This window comes from Streptomyces cynarae, from assembly GCF_025642135.1.
In the GTDB taxonomy this organism is placed as follows: Bacteria; Actinomycetota; Actinomycetes; order Streptomycetales; family Streptomycetaceae; genus Streptomyces; species Streptomyces cynarae.
The window spans coordinates 5,963,905-5,979,401 of sequence record NZ_CP106793.1; the positions used below are offsets into that span (position 1 = coordinate 5,963,905).

The following is a 15,497-nucleotide window of genomic DNA, read 5'->3' on the forward strand; positions in this document are numbered from 1 at the left end:
AAGCTCCCGCGTGCGCAGCAAAGCGGCGAGCTCCCGCATCCGTGACCCGCCCGGTGGTTCAGCGGAGGTGGGGGAGTACCTCGGCGCCCAGCCTGCGGACGTTCTCCACCGTCGCCGCAAGGTCGCCGGAGCCCTCGACGAGCAGCGCGAAGCGTGTGATGCCGGTCCGCTCGGAGGTCGCCGCGAGCCGGTCGGCGCACAGGCGCGGGGTGCCCACCGGGTGCAACCCGCAGAGCAGTTCGGTGTACGCGAGCGGGTCCCGCATCGCGCGGGCCCGCCCGTCCACCGTCACATGCGCGTCGAGCCCCTGTTTCAGCCAGCCTGGCATCGCCTTCGTCAGCGCCTCGACGGCGTCGGTGCGCCGGTCGGCGATCTGGCAGACGCCCGCCGAGACATGGGCGGCGCCGGCGATCGTGTCGCCGCCGACTCCGGCCGCCTGCGCGTGACTCCGCCACAGCGCGACCATGTCCGCCTTCTCCTCGTCCCCCACGTGCATGCCGAGCAGCATCGGCAGCCCCCGCTCGGCCGCCAGCCGTACGCTCGCCGGCGAGGTGCAGGCGACGACGACCTCCGGGCCCTCGGCGTCCGTGAGCGACTCCGACGGGCGCGGGACGACCGGGACTTCACGGAAGGTGAATCGTTCCCCCGCGGCGGCGACGGACGGTTCGCGCAGCCAGCGCACCAGCAGATCGAGTGATTCCGGGAAGCCCGTCTCGTACGCCTCAAGGCCCGCGCCGAACACCTCCAGGTCCACCCACGGTCCGCCGCGCCCCACCCCGAGCGAGAACCGCCCGCCGGAGGCGATGTGCAGCAGCGCGGCCTGCTCGCCGAGTGCGACCGGATGCGCGGTGGGCAGGACGCTCACCGCCGTGCCGACCCGGATCCGGCGGGTGCGGCCCAGCAGGAGGGCTGCCAGCGTGATCGCCGACGGGCAGGTCCCGTACGGCACGAAGTGGTGCTCGGCCAGCCACACCGTGTCCAGGCCCGCCTCCTCGGCGGCCTCGGCCGACCGCACCGCGCGGTGCAGCGCCTCCCCCTGGCCCTGTCCCGGAAACTGGGCCGCCAGTACAAAACTTCCAACGCGCATCGCACTTCCTGCTTTCCTGGCTCCGACGCGGAGCTCCCCCACGGGGCATAACTGCCTGACATGTGCCCAAGTCACGGGTTGGCGGAGAGATTTGCGGATTGTCTGCCGAATGAGCCGATGGGAGGGCGGATCCGTGGAGTCGGTGACGTACGCGTACCCCTGTCGGTGCCGCGTAGGCTGGATACGGCCGCTGCTCCCTGTATAGCCCTGTGAGGTGTCCCGTGTCCCCGCGTCGCAACCGACCCAAGGGCCCAGGCTCGTCCGGCCGGAGTGCGGACGACGACAGGGAGCGGTACGGCGGCTGGCAGTCCACCGAGAGCTGGCAGGGCGAGGAGTGGAGCGTGCGCCATGTGGCGGGCGCGAGCGCCGAGGGCAAGACCTACCGGTGCCCCGGCTGCGACCAGGTGATCTCCTCGGGCGTCCCGCACGTGGTGGCCTGGCCCGCGTTCGCGGGGGTGGACGAACGCCGGCACTGGCACAAGTCCTGCTGGAACGCGAAGGACCGCCGCACCACGCGGGTGCAGCGGTCCCGTAACGCGCCGAAGTACTGAGGCCCCGGGCCCGGGGTCTACACGTCCCGCCGTTCCAGCAGCAGCCAGGCGCCGGCGAAGGCGAGGGCCGCGAGGCCGAGGACGATCCACACCGGCTCCCAGCCCGTGGCGCCGGAGCCGCCGAGGGACTCCCCGTACAGGGTGCTGAGCTGGCTCGGGATCGAGTACTCCAGCAGGAACCTCTGCAGGCCCTGCATCGACTCCGAGAACAGGAACATCGCGATGACGAGCGGGGCGAGCACCAGGCCGATCATGATGGTGATGGCACCCGCCGAGTGCCGGATGACGGAGCCCACGAACAGCGACAGCAGGCCGAGCAGCGCCACGTACAGGCCGATGCCGACCGTCCCCTTCAGCCACTCCATGCCGGTGGGCTGGGCCAGCCCGTAGCTCTTCAGCATGGCGGTCTGGAGGATGCCGACGAGCAGCGCGGACACCGTCGTGATCACGAAGGCCACGGCGAAGAAGACGATCGCCTTCGCCAGCAGCACCCTGGTCCGGCTCGGGCACGCGGTCATGGTCGTCCGGATCATCCCGGTGCCGTACTCGGAGGCGGTGGTCAGCACGCCGAGCGTGATGATGCAGATGCTGCCGGTCAGGACTCCGCCGATCCCGAGGCCGAGCGGTGAGTTGCCCTCGAGGCGGGCATCCGACGCGGCGGCGATGGCGGCGAACAGCGTCCCGATGCCGATCATGAGGACCAGGAAGACACCCAGCGTCCACATCGTGGAGCGCACCGACCTGATCTTCGTCCACTCCGAGGCGATGGCGTGTCCGAGGTGGGTGCGCACCACGGGGATCGGCGAGGTGTAGGTCGGGTACACGGAACCGGGCGCCGTCTGCCAGGTGGGCGCGGCCTGCGGCATGGGGGGCTGGGGCGTGCTCATCGGGCGTCCTCGGACTTGGTCGGGTCGGCAGCGGCGGTGGCGTCGGCGGCGGGCGCCTGCGCGGGCGGGGCGGCGGGGACCGGCGCCTGGTCCTGGGGCCCCGGCTGCGTGTAGGGGTTCGGCTGCTGCCCGGCGGACGGTGCGGGCGGGGCGGTGTACGGACCCGTGGGCGGCTGCCCGGGCTGCGCCGGCATGGAGAACGGCTGTCCGCCCTGCTGCTGCGGCGGCGGTGGGGCGTACCAGCCCGGCTGACCCTGCCCCGGCACCGGGACCGGCGGCTGGACACCGGGCGGCAGCGGCTGCATCAGGCCCGCCTTCTGGTCGATGCTCGAGCGGTAGTCGACGGCTCCCTGCGTCATCCGCATGTACGCCTCCTCGAGCGAGGCCTGGTGCGGCGACAGTTCCCACAGGCGTACGTCGGTGTCGTGCGCGATGTCGCTGATGCGGGGCAGCGGCAGCCCGGTGACCCGCAGCGCGCCGTCCTGCTCGGGCAGCACGTGCCCGCCCGCCTCGGTGAGTGCGGCCGTCAGCTTCTCCCGCTGCTGTGGCTCGGTGTCGGGGGTGCGGACGCGGGCGAAGTCGGCGGAGTTGGCGGAGATGAAGTCCTTCACGCTCATGTCGGCGAGCAACTGCCCGCGCCCGATCACGATCAGATGGTCGGCGGTGAGCGCCATCTCGCTCATCAGGTGCGAGGAGACGAAGACCGTACGGCCCTCCGCCGCGAGGGACTTCATCAGGTTGCGGACCCACAGGATGCCCTCGGGGTCGAGGCCGTTGACCGGTTCGTCGAACAGCAGCACCTGAGGGTCGCCGAGCAGCGCGGCGGCGATGCCGAGCCGCTGCCCCATGCCGAGCGAGAAGCCCTTGGACCGCTTCCCGGCCACCTCCTGAAGGCCGACGACGGCCAGCACCTCGTCCACGCGGCGGGCCGGGATGCCCGAGAGCTGGGCGAGGGACAGCAGATGGTTGCGGGCGGCCCGGCCGCCGTGCACGGCCTTGGCGTCGAGCAGGGCGCCGACCTGGCGGGGCGCGTTGGGCAGCTTCCGGTAGGGGTAGCCGCCGATCGTCACCGTCCCCGAGGTCGGATTGTCCAGGCCGAGGATCATCCGCATGGTCGTCGACTTGCCCGAGCCGTTCGGCCCGAGGAAGCCGGTGACGGATCCCGGCCGCACCTGGAAGGAGAGGTTGTACACAGCGGTCTTGTCGCCGTAGCGCTTGGTCAGGCCGACTGCCTCGATCATGCTCCGCACCCATCGCAAGGTTCAGCACAGCGGGGCGCACGCCCCCCGTAAGGGTTAGGAGGATATCGGGGCGCTGACGGTTCCGCTCAAGGGCAGGTAAAACCACCTGCGGTCGGGCGTCGCGCGTCTTCCACCCCCGAACACGGTCTGCGGCCATCCCGAGACGGCGCGAAGCCCCCCGCCACTGGAGTGACGGAGGGCTTCGCGGATGTTCAGACGCCGTACGGCCCGGTGTTACCGGGACTGCTGCGCCGGGACCCCGCGCGAGATCGGCTCGTCCTCGGCCGGCGTGCCGGTCGCGGCGACCGCGGCGCCCGTGAGCGTCGCCAGCATCTCGCGGACGTTGGTGAGCTGGGCGTTGATGGAGTCGCGACGGTTCGTCAGCGCCGCCAGCTCGCGCTCGGATTCCGAACGGATGCGGTCGGCCTTGGCGTTCGCGTCCGCGACGATGTCCTCGGCCTGGCGCTGGGCCGTCTCCACCGTCTGGCGGGCGCGGCGGTCGGCGTCCGTGCGCAGCTTCTCCGCCTCCAGACGAAGCTGCTCGGCACGGTGCTCGATCTCCGCCAGGCGCTTCTCCGCCTTGGCCTGACGGGAGGCCAGGTCGCGCTCGGACTGCTCACGCCGCTTGGCGAGGTTCGTCTCGAAGTCGGCGGCGGCCTGGGCGGCCTTGGCGCGGGTCTCCTCGAAGAGGGCGTCCGCCTCCTCGCGCTTGGACTGGGCGTCCTTCTGGGCCTCGGCACGCAGCTGAGAGGCGTCGCTCTTGGCCTTCTCGACGATCCGGAGGCCCTCGTCCTCGGCCTTCGCCTTGCGGTCCGCGGCGAACGACTCCGCGTCGTTGCGCACCTGCTGGGCGGCCGACTCCGCGAGTTCGCGGTGCTGCTCGGCGGCGCGGCGGGCCTCCTCGCGCAGGTCCTTGGCCTCTTCCTCGGCGAGGCGGAGGATCTTCTCGACGCGCGCGCCGAGACCCGCGTAGGACGGCTCCGCGTCGCTGACGGCGGCCTGGGCGTTCTGCGTCTCGAGGTGGAGCTCCTCGATGCGCTTCTCCAGGGCGGTGATGCGGGCGAGAGCGCTGTCACGGTCGGAGACGAGCTTGGAGATCCGTTCGTCCACCTGAGCGCGGTCGTACCCACGCCGCACAAGCTCGAAGCCGTAGGGGGAAGTGTCGCTCATGGGGTTCCTGTCGAATGAGACCGGTGAGGTGATAGGGGAATCCTAGGGCGCAAAGCGGCGTGTCATCGAGCGGATGCGTGTTTGATCTGGAGAATGACACTCCTTTTGGGTGGCTGAGCTGTCGGGGGGCTTGCCAGGAGCTGCACGAAGCCTCCCGGCAAGCATAGAACGGCGCTTCTGGCTAGCCTTCTGACGCCTTGCCACCCGAACGAGGTGCACCCACGGTGGCGCCCGCCTTGACACCCGAGTCCTTGCCGACGGACGGCGCCTCGAAGGACTCGAGCGCCTCCAGGACGTCCTGGACACGGGAGATCTCCGCGTTGATGTCCTCCCGCCGGCGCACCAGGATCTCCAGCTCCCGCTTGCCCTCCTCGACGGCCTTGCGGGCCTCGCGGATCGCCTCGGCCTTGATCTGCTCGGCCTCGGCGACCAGCGTGGCCTTCTTCTGCTCGGCCTCCTTGAGCAGCCCCTCGGCCTTCTTGACGGCGGCGATACGGACCTTGCCCGCCTCGGAGTTGGCCTCCGACAGCAGCTCCTTCGCCTGCGCCTTGGCCTTCTCCAGCTGCTCCTCGGCGGCCTTGACGAGTGCGTCGCAGCGCTCGCCCGCCGACTTCATCGTCTCGGCCGACTCGCGCCGCGCCCGCTCGTGCAGCTCCTCGATCTCGGCGGTGATGCGCTCGCGCAGCTCCTGAGCGCGCTCCCGGATCTGAGCGGCGTCCCGGCGCGCACCGACGAGCAGTTCGTCCGCGTCCGCCCGGGCCCGCTCCACCAGGGTGTTGCCCTCGACCGTCGCCTCGGCGACCAGGCGGTCGGCCTCCGTGCGGGCGGCACCCACCATCGTGTCGGCCTGCGCCTCGGCGTCCGCGGTCGTCTTGCGGGCCGTCTGCTGGGCCTCCGTGAGGAGCTTGTCGGCCTCGGCGGCGGTCTCCGTGATGAGCTTGTCCACCTGCTCGGCCGCCTCGGAACGCCGCTTGTTGGCGTCCTTGCGGGCCTCGTCCAGGGTGCGCTCGGCCTCCTCGCGGGCCGCCGTCGTGATCCGCTCGGCCTCCGCCTCAGCATCCGCCTTGACCCGCTCGGACTCGGTGCGGATCCGCTCGGCGTGCGCCTGCGCGGATCCGACCGTCTCGGCGGCCTCGGCGCGCAGCCGCTCCGCCTCGTCGGTGGCGTCCGACAGCAGCTTCTCCGCCTTGGCCACGGACTCCGCGCGCACCCGCTCGGTCTCGGCGGCGGTCTCCGTGGTGAGCCGCTCGGCCTCCGCGCGCGCCTCGGTGATGAGGGTGTCCGCCTGCGTGGCCGCGTCCGACCGGATCCGGTTGGCGTCCTCGCGCGCCTCCGCACGGGTGCGTGCCGCCGCCTGGTCGGCCTCGGCGAGAGCGTCCGACGCCTCGGTCCGCACGCGCTGCGCGTGCTCGGCGGCGTCCGTACGGAGCTGCTCCGCCTCGGCGATCGCCTCCGAAACCGTCCGCTCCGCCAGCGACTTGGCGGCCTCCGACTCCTCGGTGGCCTGCCGCCGGATGCGGTTCGCGTCCTCGGTGGCCCGCTCGCGCTCCGCGTAGGCGTCGGAGCGGACCCGGTCGGCCTCCTCCTGCGCCTCGGTGCGCGTACGCTCCGCCGCGTGCTCGGCGGCCGAGCGCAGGCCGGTGATCTCCTCCTGCGCCTGCTCCTGCAGCCCGGCCACGGAGTCCCGCACCTGCTGGGCGTGCTGTTCGGCCGCCGACACCATCTCCGTGGCGCGCCGATCGGCCTCCTCCACCAGCCGTACGGCCTCGGCCTGGGCCTCCTCGACCCGGGCGCGCGCCACCGCGAGCAGCTCCTCGCTCTGCTCCCGGGCGCGCTCACGCTCCTGGTCGGCCTCCTGGCGGGCGGCGCCGAGGAGTTCCTCGGCCTCCCGGCGGCGCCGGGCGGCCTCCTCCTGGGCGGCGGCCAGTGTCTCCGAGGCCTCCGTGCTCAGCCGCTCGGCCGCGGCCTGCGCCTCCGCGCGAACCCGGTCGGCGGTGTCCTGCGCCTCCGACTTCAGCCGCTCGGCCTCGGCCGCGGCCTCCGAGCGCAGTCGGACGGCGATGGCCTCGCCCTCCGCGCGTGAGGCCGACGCGTCCGAGGCGGCCTCCGTGCGCAGCCGCTCGGCCTCGGCCTCGGCCTGTGCCTGCAGCGTACGAATGCGCTCGGAGGACTCCGTGCGCAGCCGGTCGGTCTCCTCTGCGGCCTCCCGGCGGATCCGCTCCGCCTCCGCACGGGCGTCGGAGAGGGCCTGCTCGGCCGAGGCGAGCCGCTGCTCGGCCTCCGACTGCAGGCGGGCCAGCTCCTCGGCGGCCTCCGCGCGGCGCGCCTCCACGGCCCGCTCGCTCTCCTCGCGCAGGGCGCGGGCGACCTTCTCGGCCTCCTCCTTGATCGCGTCCGCCAGCTCGACGGCCTCGGCGCGCTGGGTCTCGGCCTCCTTGCGGGTGCGCTCCAGGGCCTCCTCCGCCTGGCGGCGCAGCATCGTGGCGCGCTCGATGGCCTCGGTGCGGACCTTCTCGCTGTCGGCGGTGGCGGTGGTGCGCAGCTCGTCCGCGTCGGCCTTCGCCTTGGCGAGCAGCTCCTCGGCGGTCTTGGCCGCCTCCTCGATCTGCTGGACGGCCTCTCGGCGCGCCTCGGCGCGGATCTTCTCGCCCTCGGCGACCGCCTCGGCGCGCAAGTGCTCGGCCTCGCCGCGCAGCCGGCGGGCCTCCTCCTGGAGCTCGACCGTCTTGGCGCGGTACTCCTTGGTGTCGTCCTTGGCGGCGCCCTTGAGCTGCTCGGCGATGTCGTGCGCCTCGGCGCGCAGCCGGTCCGCCTCGGCCTCGGCCTCCTTGCGGATCCGGTCGGCCTCCTCGGCGGCGGCCTTGGTGGTCGCCGCGGCGTCCTGAGACGCCTTGTTGAGGACCTCCTCGGCCGTACGGGCCGCCTTGCCGAGCTGGGAGGCGGTCTCCTCGGCCGTGATCGTGCGGGCCTTCTCGGCGGCCTCCGCGACGATCTTCTCGGCCTCGGCGCGCGCGTCCGCGACGACCTGCTCGGCCTCGGCCTTCGTGGCCTCGGCCTCCTTGGTGGCCTCGCTGACCAGCCGGGCGACCTGCTCCTTGGCGGTACGGGTGCGCTGCTCGCCCTCCGTCTCGGCGGTCGAAAGGGCCTTGGCGGCGGCCTCCTTCGCCTCCGTGACGACCTTGTCGGCCTGGGCGCGGGCCTCGCGCAGCGCGGCCTCCGCCTCGGCCATCCGCTGCTCGGCGGCCCGGCTCAGCTCGGACGCCTGCCGACGGGCGGCCTCGGACTCGGTGGCGGAGCTGGAGCGCAGCTGCTCGGCGTGGTCGGTGGCCTCCTGGGCCTGGGTGGAGGCGGCGTTCAGCAGCCGTTCGGCGTCCGCGCGGGCGCGGCGCAGGATCTGGTCGGCCTCCGCACGGGCGGACTCGGCGTCGCTCTGCAGCCGCTGCCGGGCCTCGGTGACCAGCCGCTCGGCCTCGGCGCGGGCGGCGGCGAGGGCCTGCTCGGCCTCGGCGCGGGACTCCTCGACAAGGCGGCGGGCCTGGGCCTCGGAGCGGGCGCGCAGCTGCTCCGCCCAGGCCACGTTCTCGTTGACGTGCGACTCGACGGTCGCCCGGCGCTCGGCCAGCTCCTGGTCGAGCTGCTGGCGGCGGGCGACCGCCTCCGCGTGCAGCTCCGCCTGGAGGCGGGCGGCCTGCTCGGCGTGCTCCTGGAGGATGCGCTGGGTCTGCGCACGGGCCTGGCTGAGCTCGCGCTCGGCCTCCGCCCGCAGCTGGTCCGCCTGCATCTGGGCGGTGCGCAGCATCTGCTCGGCCTGGTAGCCGATGTCGGCCCCGTCGTACGCGGGACGGGACATGAGAGTGCGGCGCGCCTCGTGCAGCTTGGCGCGCAGCACCTCGACCTGGTAGCCGAGGTCCTCGGCGTGCTGGATCGCCTTTTCCCGCTCGGTCTTCAGCCGCTCCATCTCGGCCTCGAACCGAGAGAGGTGGTCGACGTCAGCCGCCGGCTCTCGCTCCTGGCGTTCGTAGCCCCGCACTGCGCGGTCCCATCCGTCCCCTGGTCGCAAGTCTCTCCAAACGAGCTCCGTCCATCCGCCGAACGGGGCCCCCGGGGAATGGTGTCAGATCAACGGCGGAGCATGGGCTGCTGCCCCGGCGCTCGTCCCCCGAAACCCGGACCCCGGCACGTCCCGCCGGTGTCACGGCGGGACCCGGTCGCCCTGGTGGAGCGGCGACCGCCCCCAACCCTACCGGCCCCTATGTACGGGAGTCAGTGCTCAGGTGTCTCAACGGCCGCCGATGTGACCAGTTCTGTGAGAACGCCGTGGCAGTCCTTGGGGTGCAGGAAGGTGATCCGCGAGCCCATGGAGCCGCGCCGCGGCTCGTCGTACAGCACCCGCACGCCCTTGTCCCTGATGTCGGTGGAGTCGCCGTCCACGTCCGCCGTGCCGAAGGCGATGTGGTGCACGCCCTCGCCGTTCTTCGCGAGCCACTTGGCGACGGTGGAGTCCTCGCGGATGGGTTCCAGCAGCTGCAGGTAGGAGGCGCCGCCGTCGTCCGTGTTGTTGATCTTCAGCATGGCCTCGCGGACACCCTGTTCCTCGTTGACCTCGGTGTGGAACACGGAGAAGCCGTACGTCGAGGTGTAGAACTCGACGGTCTTCTCGAGGTCGAAACAGGCGATTCCGATGTGGTCGATTCGCGTCAGCATGGATTCAGTGCAGCGCTCCTCGTGTGGTTACGCAACGTGCGCGCGATCACACTGACAGCCCGGTGACGGTTTGCCCTACCGCTCAGTACATTCGAAGTAAACCCTCGTTCACTCCTCGGCTGTGCAGGCCGGAAGGGGATCGCAGCTCATGTCTGGAACGAACAGCACGACCAGCGTCATCGTCGCGGGTGCCCGCACCCCGATGGGGCGGCTGCTCGGCTCGCTGAAGTCCTTCTCCGGAGCCGACCTCGGCGGCTTCGCGATCAAGGCCGCCCTCGACCGTGCGGGGATCGGTGGCGACCAGGTGCAGTACGTCATCATGGGCCAGGTGCTGCAGGCCGGGGCCGGGCAGATCCCGGCACGTCAGGCCGCGGTCAAGGCGGGCATCCCGATGAGCGTCCCGGCTCTGACGATCAACAAGGTGTGTCTGTCGGGTCTCGACGCGATCGCGCTCGCGGACCAGTTGATCCGTGCGGGTGAGTTCGACGTGATCGTCGCGGGCGGCCAGGAGTCCATGACCAACGCCCCCCACCTGCTGCCGAAGTCCCGGGAGGGCTTCAAGTACGGCGCGGTCCAGATGCTGGACGCGATGGCGTACGACGGGCTGACCGACTCCTTCGAGGGCATCGCCATGGGCGAGTCCACCGAGAAGCACAACACCCGCCTCGGCATCGGCCGCCCGGAGCAGGACGGGATCGCCGCCCTCTCCCACCAGCGGGCCGCCGCCGCACAGAAGAACGGCGTCTTCGAGGCGGAGATCACCCCGGTGGAGATCCCGCAGCGCAAGGGCGAGCCGGTCCTCTTCGCGAAGGACGAGGGCATCCGCGGCGACACGACGGTGGAGTCGCTGGGCAAGCTGCGGCCGGCGTTCAGCAAGGACGGCACGATCACGGCCGGTTCCTCCTCGCAGATCTCGGACGGTGCGGCGGCCGTGGTCGTGATGAGCAAGGCCAAGGCGCAGGAGCTGGGCCTGGACTGGATCGCGGAGATCGGCGCCCACGGCAACGTGGCGGGGCCGGACAACTCCCTGCAGTCGCAGCCGTCCAACGCGATCCAGCACGCCCTGAAGAAGGAGGGCCTGGAGGTCGCCGACCTCGACCTGATCGAGATCAACGAGGCCTTCGCGGCGGTCGCCGTGCAGTCAATGAAGGACCTTGGGGTTTCCATCGAAAAGGTGAATGTCAATGGCGGCGCCATTGCCCTGGGTCACCCGATCGGGATGTCCGGCGCCCGGCTCGTCCTGCACCTCGCACTGGAGCTGAAGCGGCGCGGCGGCGGCGTGGGTGCGGCGGCGCTGTGCGGGGGCGGCGGCCAGGGTGACGCGCTGATCGTGCGGGTACCCAAGGCCTGAGCACCCTTGAACCGACCTCTTTGCGTGAACACGTGAACGGAGCTGTGATGCAGGACGTCTCCTCGCTGGTGGCCCAGGCCAGGGAAGGCCGGCCGCGGGCCGTGGCCCGGTTGATCTCCCTGGTGGAGGGGGCGTCCCCGCAGCTCAGGGAGGTCATGGCGGCGCTGGCCCCGCTGACGGGCAACGCATATGTGGTGGGCCTCACGGGATCGCCGGGCGTCGGCAAGTCCACGTCCACCTCGGCGCTCGTGACCGCGTACCGCAAGCAGGGCAAGCGGGTCGGCGTGCTCGCCGTCGACCCGTCGTCGCCCTTCTCGGGCGGCGCCCTGCTCGGCGACCGGGTGCGGATGTCGGAGCACGCCTCAGACCCCGGCGTCTACATCCGCTCGATGGCCACGCGCGGCCACCTGGGCGGTCTGGCGTGGGCGGCCCCGCAGGCGATCCGCGTCCTGGACGCGGCGGGCTGCGACGTGATCCTGGTGGAGACGGTCGGCGTCGGCCAGTCGGAGGTCGAGATCGCCTCCCAGGCGGACACCTCGGTCGTCCTGCTGGCTCCCGGCATGGGCGACGGCATCCAGGCGGCGAAGGCGGGCATCCTCGAGATCGGTGACGTGTACGTCGTCAACAAGGCCGACCGGGACGGCGCGGACGCCACCGCGCGTGAGCTGAACCACATGCTGGGCCTGGGCGAGTCGCGGGCTCCCGGCGACTGGCGCCCGCCGATCGTGAAGACGGTCGCGGCCCGTGCCGAGGGCGTCGACGAGGTCGTGGAGGCGCTGGAGAAGCACCGGGCGTGGATGGAGGAGCGCGGAGTCCTGGCGGAACGCCGCCTGGCCCGCGCGGCCCACGAGGTCGAGACGATCGCGGTGACGGCACTGCGCGAACGCATCGGAGACCTCCACGGCGACCGCCGCCTGAGCGCGCTGGCGGAGCGGATCGTGTCGGGGGAGCTGGACCCGTACCGGGCGGCGGACGAACTGGTGGCGGGGCTGACGCAGGGCTGACGGAAAAGTGCGTGGTCCGCACGCGGGTGCGTTGATACGTTGATCGGCATGTTCCGCCTCTTGGCCTAGGGCCCGCCCAGGACCGCGACCGACGAGCAGCAGTGGCTGTGGTCGTCGCGGCACTCCGGCGTCCCTTCATCGCCTCGAGCCGAGGAACTTTCCGCGTGTCCACGCCTCCTTCCGCTGCTTCCGTGCGGCCCTCCTACGCAGCCGTTCTCCGTGCCCCGCACGTCCGCCGTATCCTCGCCGCCTCCCTGGTCGCGCGGCTGTCGTACGGGACGGCTCCCCTCTCCGTGATGCTCGCCGTGACCCGGGCCAGCGGGTCGTACGCCGTGGCCGGGACGGTCCTGGCGCTGTTCGGGGCCACGACGGTCCTGCTGTCACCGCTGAGGGCGGCGTTCGTCGACCGCTACGGGCCCCGGCGGGCGCTCCTGACGACGGCCCTGCTCTACGCCTGCGTCCTGTGCCTGCTCGCGGTGGTCAGCCGGCGGCCCGGCGCCCCGGCGCTGCTGCTGGGCGCCCTGGGCGCCGCCGCCGGGGTCTTTCCGCCTCCGCTCGGGCCCACCGTGCGAGCCGTGTGGAGCGCCCTCTTCGACGACCGCCGGCTGGTGCAGCGGGCGTACGGACTCGATGCCGTGGTCGAGGAGCTGACGTTCGTCGCGGGCCCGCTGCTGGTCGGCATGACGGTCCGGTATGCACCACCGGTGGCCGGAGTGGTGCTGAGCGCGCTGTTGGTGACGGCCGGGACGATCGCCTTCGTCGCCTCCCCGGGGGTGGCGCGTGTGCGGCCGCCCGCGGGGACTCCGGCGCGCCTGATGCGCGGGCAGCTGCGGGGTGTGCGGGGACTGGCGCAGCCGGTGCTCGTGGCCGCGGGCGCCGGACTGGCCGTCGGCGCGCTGGACCTCCTGGTTATGGCGTTCGCCGAGCAGCGAGGGTATGGCGACGACGTGGTGGCCTGGGTGCTCGCGGCACTGTCCGCGGGCAGCGCGGCCGGCGGGCTGCTGAACGGGGCTGTCGAGTGGCGGGGGAGCGCTCGGGTGCGCCTGCCGCTGCTGGGCGCGGCTCTGGGGCTGGCGGTGGCGGCGGCGGGGCTCGCACCGGGCCTCGGCGTCCTCACGGCGACGGTGATCTGCGCGGGCCTGTTCATCGCCCCGGCCCTGACGACGTCGTACCTGCTCGCGGACGAGTCGTCCCCCGCGGACTTCCGCACCCAGGCGGGCGCCTGGGTGAACATGGCCGTGAACGGCGGCATCTCGGCGGGCTCCGCAGCGGTAGGGGCGTTGCTGGGGCATCTGCCGCTGGGGTGGTGCTTCGCGGTGCCGGGGGCGGTCACAGTGGCTGCTGCGGGCTTGGCCGCGGGTGGCCATCCCCGCGCCCGGAGGGGCGCGGGGCGTGGCATCACGCGGCTCCGCCGCAGGGGCGCGACCAGCCACAACGGGCCCGCAGGTGAGCGCTGACGCGCGCCCCCTGCGGCCCCGCGCGGCGGAGCGCTACGGCTTGCCCCGCTGGCTCCGCAGATGTTCTGCGATGGGGCGCAGGGACTTGTGGAGGTGTTCCAGGTCGTCCGGGGGCAGCAGGTCGATGAAGTGGCGCCGCACGGACGCCACGTGGTGTGGCGCGACCTTCTTCATCGTCTCCAAGCCGTGGTCCGTCAGGACCGCGTACAGACCCCGGCGGTCGGACTCGCAGTTCTCCCGGCGTACCAGGTCCGCGTTCTCCATACGGGTGATCTGGTGCGAGAGGCGGCTCTTGGACTGGAGGGTGGCGGCGGCTAGGTCGCTCATCCGCATTCGCAGGCCCTCCGACTCCGAGAGGTTCACCAGGATCTCGTAGTCGTTCATCGTCAGGCCGAACGGCTGCAGATCCCTTTCCAGCTGGTAGGTCAGCAGCTTGTTGACCTCCAGGTGGGTGCGCCAGGCGCACTGTTCCGCATCCGTCAGCCAGCGCGTGGCCGTCTCGGTCTCCATGTATGAAGTCTACCTAAAAGGTTGAAAGGCGAACTAGTGAGGGTGGTGTGACTGTGCGCACGCGTTCGACGTCACACTCCGCAGACTACCGCTCACAGCCCGAAGCGACGCTGGAGGTCCCCCAGCTGTCCGGGAAGACGCGGTGTCCCCGGCTGCCCCTGGTGGCCCGGTACCCCGCCCCCGCCGGGTACGCCCGGCTCCTGCGGAACCACCCCGGTGTCCTGCTCGGCCATCAACGTCTCCGAGGACTGCAGGAGCACCGTGCCCGCCCCGACGAACTCGAACTGGTGCTCCTCCCCGGAGGCCCCGCCGAGCCCCGTCATCGCACGTAGACCGCCCCATACGCCCGCGAGGTACCCGTGGTCGTAGTGGTGGCACGGCGACGGGCAGTCGGCCCAGCCGACCAGCGCCTGCGGGTCCACCCGGATCGGGGGTTCCATGAACACCACCGGACCGTTGGACGCGGCCACGAACTTCCCGGTTCCGATGAGCGTGAGGAAGCCCGGAATGATCGACTGCTTCAGCGACAGACTTGGCTGAAAAGCGAGCAGGTTGCCCGAGCGAATGGTCAGATTGCCGTCCTCGAGGTCGTACGAATTCACGTCGAAGGCCCGGTCGGCGAGCAGCATCTTGCCCGAGCCGTCCGCCACCACCCAGTCGCTCGCGTGCAGTGGCGAATGGAACGACGTACGGACGAGACGGTCCAGACGGCCGTGCCCGATGCCGTTGAACTCCATCGAGCCGTAGTAGGCGATCATCTTGCCCTTCTGCAGGAACCACTGGCTCCCCTTGAGCTCCACGCAGAAGGTGTACTTGTCGACGTTGTCGTCGGCCGGCAGCGTCATCGGGTCGTACACGACGGGCCCCGCGCCCGGGTAGGTGGTCACAGCTTCTCCTCCGACGCCTGCACGTACACCACACCACTGCCGCTCAGCTCCAGCTGGAACGCCTCGCCGGAGCCGCGGCCCACCATGTCGCGCCAGCCGAGCGCGGTGGACAGCTTGTTCCGCACGTCGCCGTGGTGCGCGACATACGCCTGGGGGTCGACGTGGACCGGGCGCTGCGGGGTGATCGGCACCTCGAAGACGCCGCCGTGCGCCATGACGGCGACCGCACCGTGCCCCGTCAGGGTGGTCGTGAACAGGCCCTGGCCGGTGACCTGGCCCCGCACCAGCCCCATGACACCGCCCTGGGAGCCCATGAACATCGTGCCCTGCTGGAGGGTGCCCTCGAAGGCGAGCAGCCGGTCCGCCTCGACGTACAGCATGTCGCCGGTCAGGTTGATCACCTGGACGTGGTGGCCGCCGTGCCCGAACAGCACCGTGCCGCTGCCCTCGACCGTCATCAGCGGCGTCGCCTCGTTCGCGATGCGACGGCCGATCATCGACATGATCCCGCCCTGGCCGCCCTGGATGTTGGGGGTGAAGGAGACGTCGCCCTTGTAGGCGAGCATCGCGCCGCGCTGGCTGAACAGCCGCTGCCCGGGGATCACCGTCGCCTCGATCATCTTGGAGTTCACTTCACGGAAGGCCATG

Annotated in this window: 13 protein-coding genes; 4 read left to right on the plus strand and 9 right to left on the minus strand. The window is 71.8% G+C overall.

Translation table 11 applies throughout. The annotated features are described in order from the left end of the window. Positions 1 to 58: 58 nt before the first annotated feature. Positions 59 to 1,087: an LLM class flavin-dependent oxidoreductase gene (locus N8I84_RS27260; RefSeq protein WP_263232123.1), complete on the minus strand. Its 1,029-nt coding sequence runs from the start codon at positions 1,085 to 1,087 to the stop codon at positions 59 to 61. A gap of 221 nt (positions 1,088 to 1,308) precedes the next feature. Between N8I84_RS27260 and N8I84_RS27265 the strand changes: the two genes are divergently transcribed. Then, positions 1,309 to 1,638, plus strand: coding sequence for an ATP/GTP-binding protein (locus tag N8I84_RS27265; protein ID WP_263232124.1), 330 nt, complete (start codon positions 1,309 to 1,311; stop codon positions 1,636 to 1,638). Between the two features lie 17 nt (positions 1,639 to 1,655). Here the strand turns inward: N8I84_RS27265 and N8I84_RS27270 are convergent, their stop codons facing one another. The 5 genes from N8I84_RS27270 to mce all read right to left on the minus strand — a co-directional run bounded on the left by N8I84_RS27270 (position 1,656) and on the right by mce (position 9,640). Beyond that, positions 1,656 to 2,525: an ABC transporter permease gene (locus tag N8I84_RS27270; RefSeq protein WP_263232125.1), complete on the minus strand. Its 870-nt coding sequence runs from the start codon at positions 2,523 to 2,525 to the stop codon at positions 1,656 to 1,658. After that, positions 2,522 to 3,766 (minus strand): ABC transporter ATP-binding protein, encoded by a 1,245-nt coding sequence (locus tag N8I84_RS27275; protein WP_263232126.1) that lies wholly within the window; start codon positions 3,764 to 3,766, stop codon positions 2,522 to 2,524. Before N8I84_RS27275 ends, N8I84_RS27270 begins: the two co-directional genes overlap by 4 nt. A gap of 234 nt (positions 3,767 to 4,000) precedes the next feature. Then, the gene (locus N8I84_RS27280; RefSeq protein WP_263232127.1) at positions 4,001 to 4,936 is read right to left on the minus strand and encodes a coiled-coil domain-containing protein; all 936 of its coding nucleotides are present in this window, start codon (positions 4,934 to 4,936) and stop codon (positions 4,001 to 4,003) included. A 181-nt stretch (positions 4,937 to 5,117) separates the two neighbouring features. Beyond that, positions 5,118 to 8,966, minus strand: coding sequence for a polarized growth protein Scy (gene scy / locus N8I84_RS27285; RefSeq protein WP_263232128.1), 3,849 nt, complete (start codon positions 8,964 to 8,966; stop codon positions 5,118 to 5,120). A gap of 233 nt (positions 8,967 to 9,199) precedes the next feature. Beyond that, positions 9,200 to 9,640 carry a methylmalonyl-CoA epimerase gene (mce, locus tag N8I84_RS27290; protein WP_263232129.1) on the minus strand — a complete coding sequence of 147 codons (441 nt, stop codon included), beginning with the start codon at positions 9,638 to 9,640 and terminating at the stop codon, positions 9,200 to 9,202. 148 nt (positions 9,641 to 9,788) lie between these two features. Here mce and N8I84_RS27295 point away from each other — a divergent pair, with 148 nt between their 5' ends. The 3 genes from N8I84_RS27295 (at position 9,789) to N8I84_RS27305 (ending at position 13,452) form a co-directional block, all read left to right on the plus strand. Beyond that, positions 9,789 to 10,991, plus strand: a complete 1,203-nt coding sequence (locus N8I84_RS27295; protein ID WP_263232130.1) for an acetyl-CoA C-acetyltransferase — start codon at positions 9,789 to 9,791, stop codon at positions 10,989 to 10,991. Between the two features lie 47 nt (positions 10,992 to 11,038). Continuing rightward, positions 11,039 to 11,995, plus strand: coding sequence for a methylmalonyl Co-A mutase-associated GTPase MeaB (gene meaB, locus N8I84_RS27300; protein WP_263234902.1), 957 nt, complete (start codon positions 11,039 to 11,041; stop codon positions 11,993 to 11,995). A gap of 164 nt (positions 11,996 to 12,159) precedes the next feature. Further along, positions 12,160 to 13,452: an MFS transporter gene (locus N8I84_RS27305; protein WP_263232131.1), complete on the plus strand. Its 1,293-nt coding sequence runs from the start codon at positions 12,160 to 12,162 to the stop codon at positions 13,450 to 13,452. Positions 13,453 to 13,485: 33 nt separating this feature from the next. Here the strand turns inward: N8I84_RS27305 and N8I84_RS27310 are convergent, their stop codons facing one another. The 3 genes from N8I84_RS27310 to N8I84_RS27320 form a co-directional block, all read right to left on the minus strand. Beyond that, positions 13,486 to 13,962 carry a MarR family winged helix-turn-helix transcriptional regulator gene (locus N8I84_RS27310; protein ID WP_263232132.1) on the minus strand — a complete coding sequence of 159 codons (477 nt, stop codon included), beginning with the start codon at positions 13,960 to 13,962 and terminating at the stop codon, positions 13,486 to 13,488. Positions 13,963 to 14,054: 92 nt separating this feature from the next. Continuing rightward, entirely contained in the window at positions 14,055 to 14,849 is a 795-nt protein-coding gene (locus N8I84_RS27315; RefSeq protein WP_263232133.1) for an AIM24 family protein, read from the minus strand. Beyond that, positions 14,846 to 15,496: an AIM24 family protein gene (locus tag N8I84_RS27320; protein ID WP_263232134.1), complete on the minus strand. Its 651-nt coding sequence runs from the start codon at positions 15,494 to 15,496 to the stop codon at positions 14,846 to 14,848. The genes N8I84_RS27315 and N8I84_RS27320 overlap by 4 nt, the downstream gene beginning before the upstream one ends. Position 15,497: the final 1 nt, after the last annotated feature.

Coding starts and splice junctions, on each gene's coding strand:
- meaB (WP_263234902.1), top strand. CDS start 11,039: ATGCAGGACGTCTCCTCGCTGGTGGCCCAGGCCAGGGAAGGCCGGCCG.
- N8I84_RS27310 (WP_263232132.1), bottom strand. CDS start 13,962: ATGGAGACCGAGACGGCCACGCGCTGGCTGACGGATGCGGAACAGTGC.
- N8I84_RS27270 (WP_263232125.1), bottom strand. CDS start 2,525: ATGAGCACGCCCCAGCCCCCCATGCCGCAGGCCGCGCCCACCTGGCAG.
- N8I84_RS27320 (WP_263232134.1), bottom strand. CDS start 15,496: ATGGCCTTCCGTGAAGTGAACTCCAAGATGATCGAGGCGACGGTGATC.
- N8I84_RS27295 (WP_263232130.1), top strand. CDS start 9,789: ATGTCTGGAACGAACAGCACGACCAGCGTCATCGTCGCGGGTGCCCGC.
- N8I84_RS27260 (WP_263232123.1), bottom strand. CDS start 1,087: ATGCGCGTTGGAAGTTTTGTACTGGCGGCCCAGTTTCCGGGACAGGGC.
- N8I84_RS27275 (WP_263232126.1), bottom strand. CDS start 3,766: ATGATCGAGGCAGTCGGCCTGACCAAGCGCTACGGCGACAAGACCGCT.
- N8I84_RS27280 (WP_263232127.1), bottom strand. CDS start 4,936: ATGAGCGACACTTCCCCCTACGGCTTCGAGCTTGTGCGGCGTGGGTAC.
- mce (WP_263232129.1), bottom strand. CDS start 9,640: ATGCTGACGCGAATCGACCACATCGGAATCGCCTGTTTCGACCTCGAG.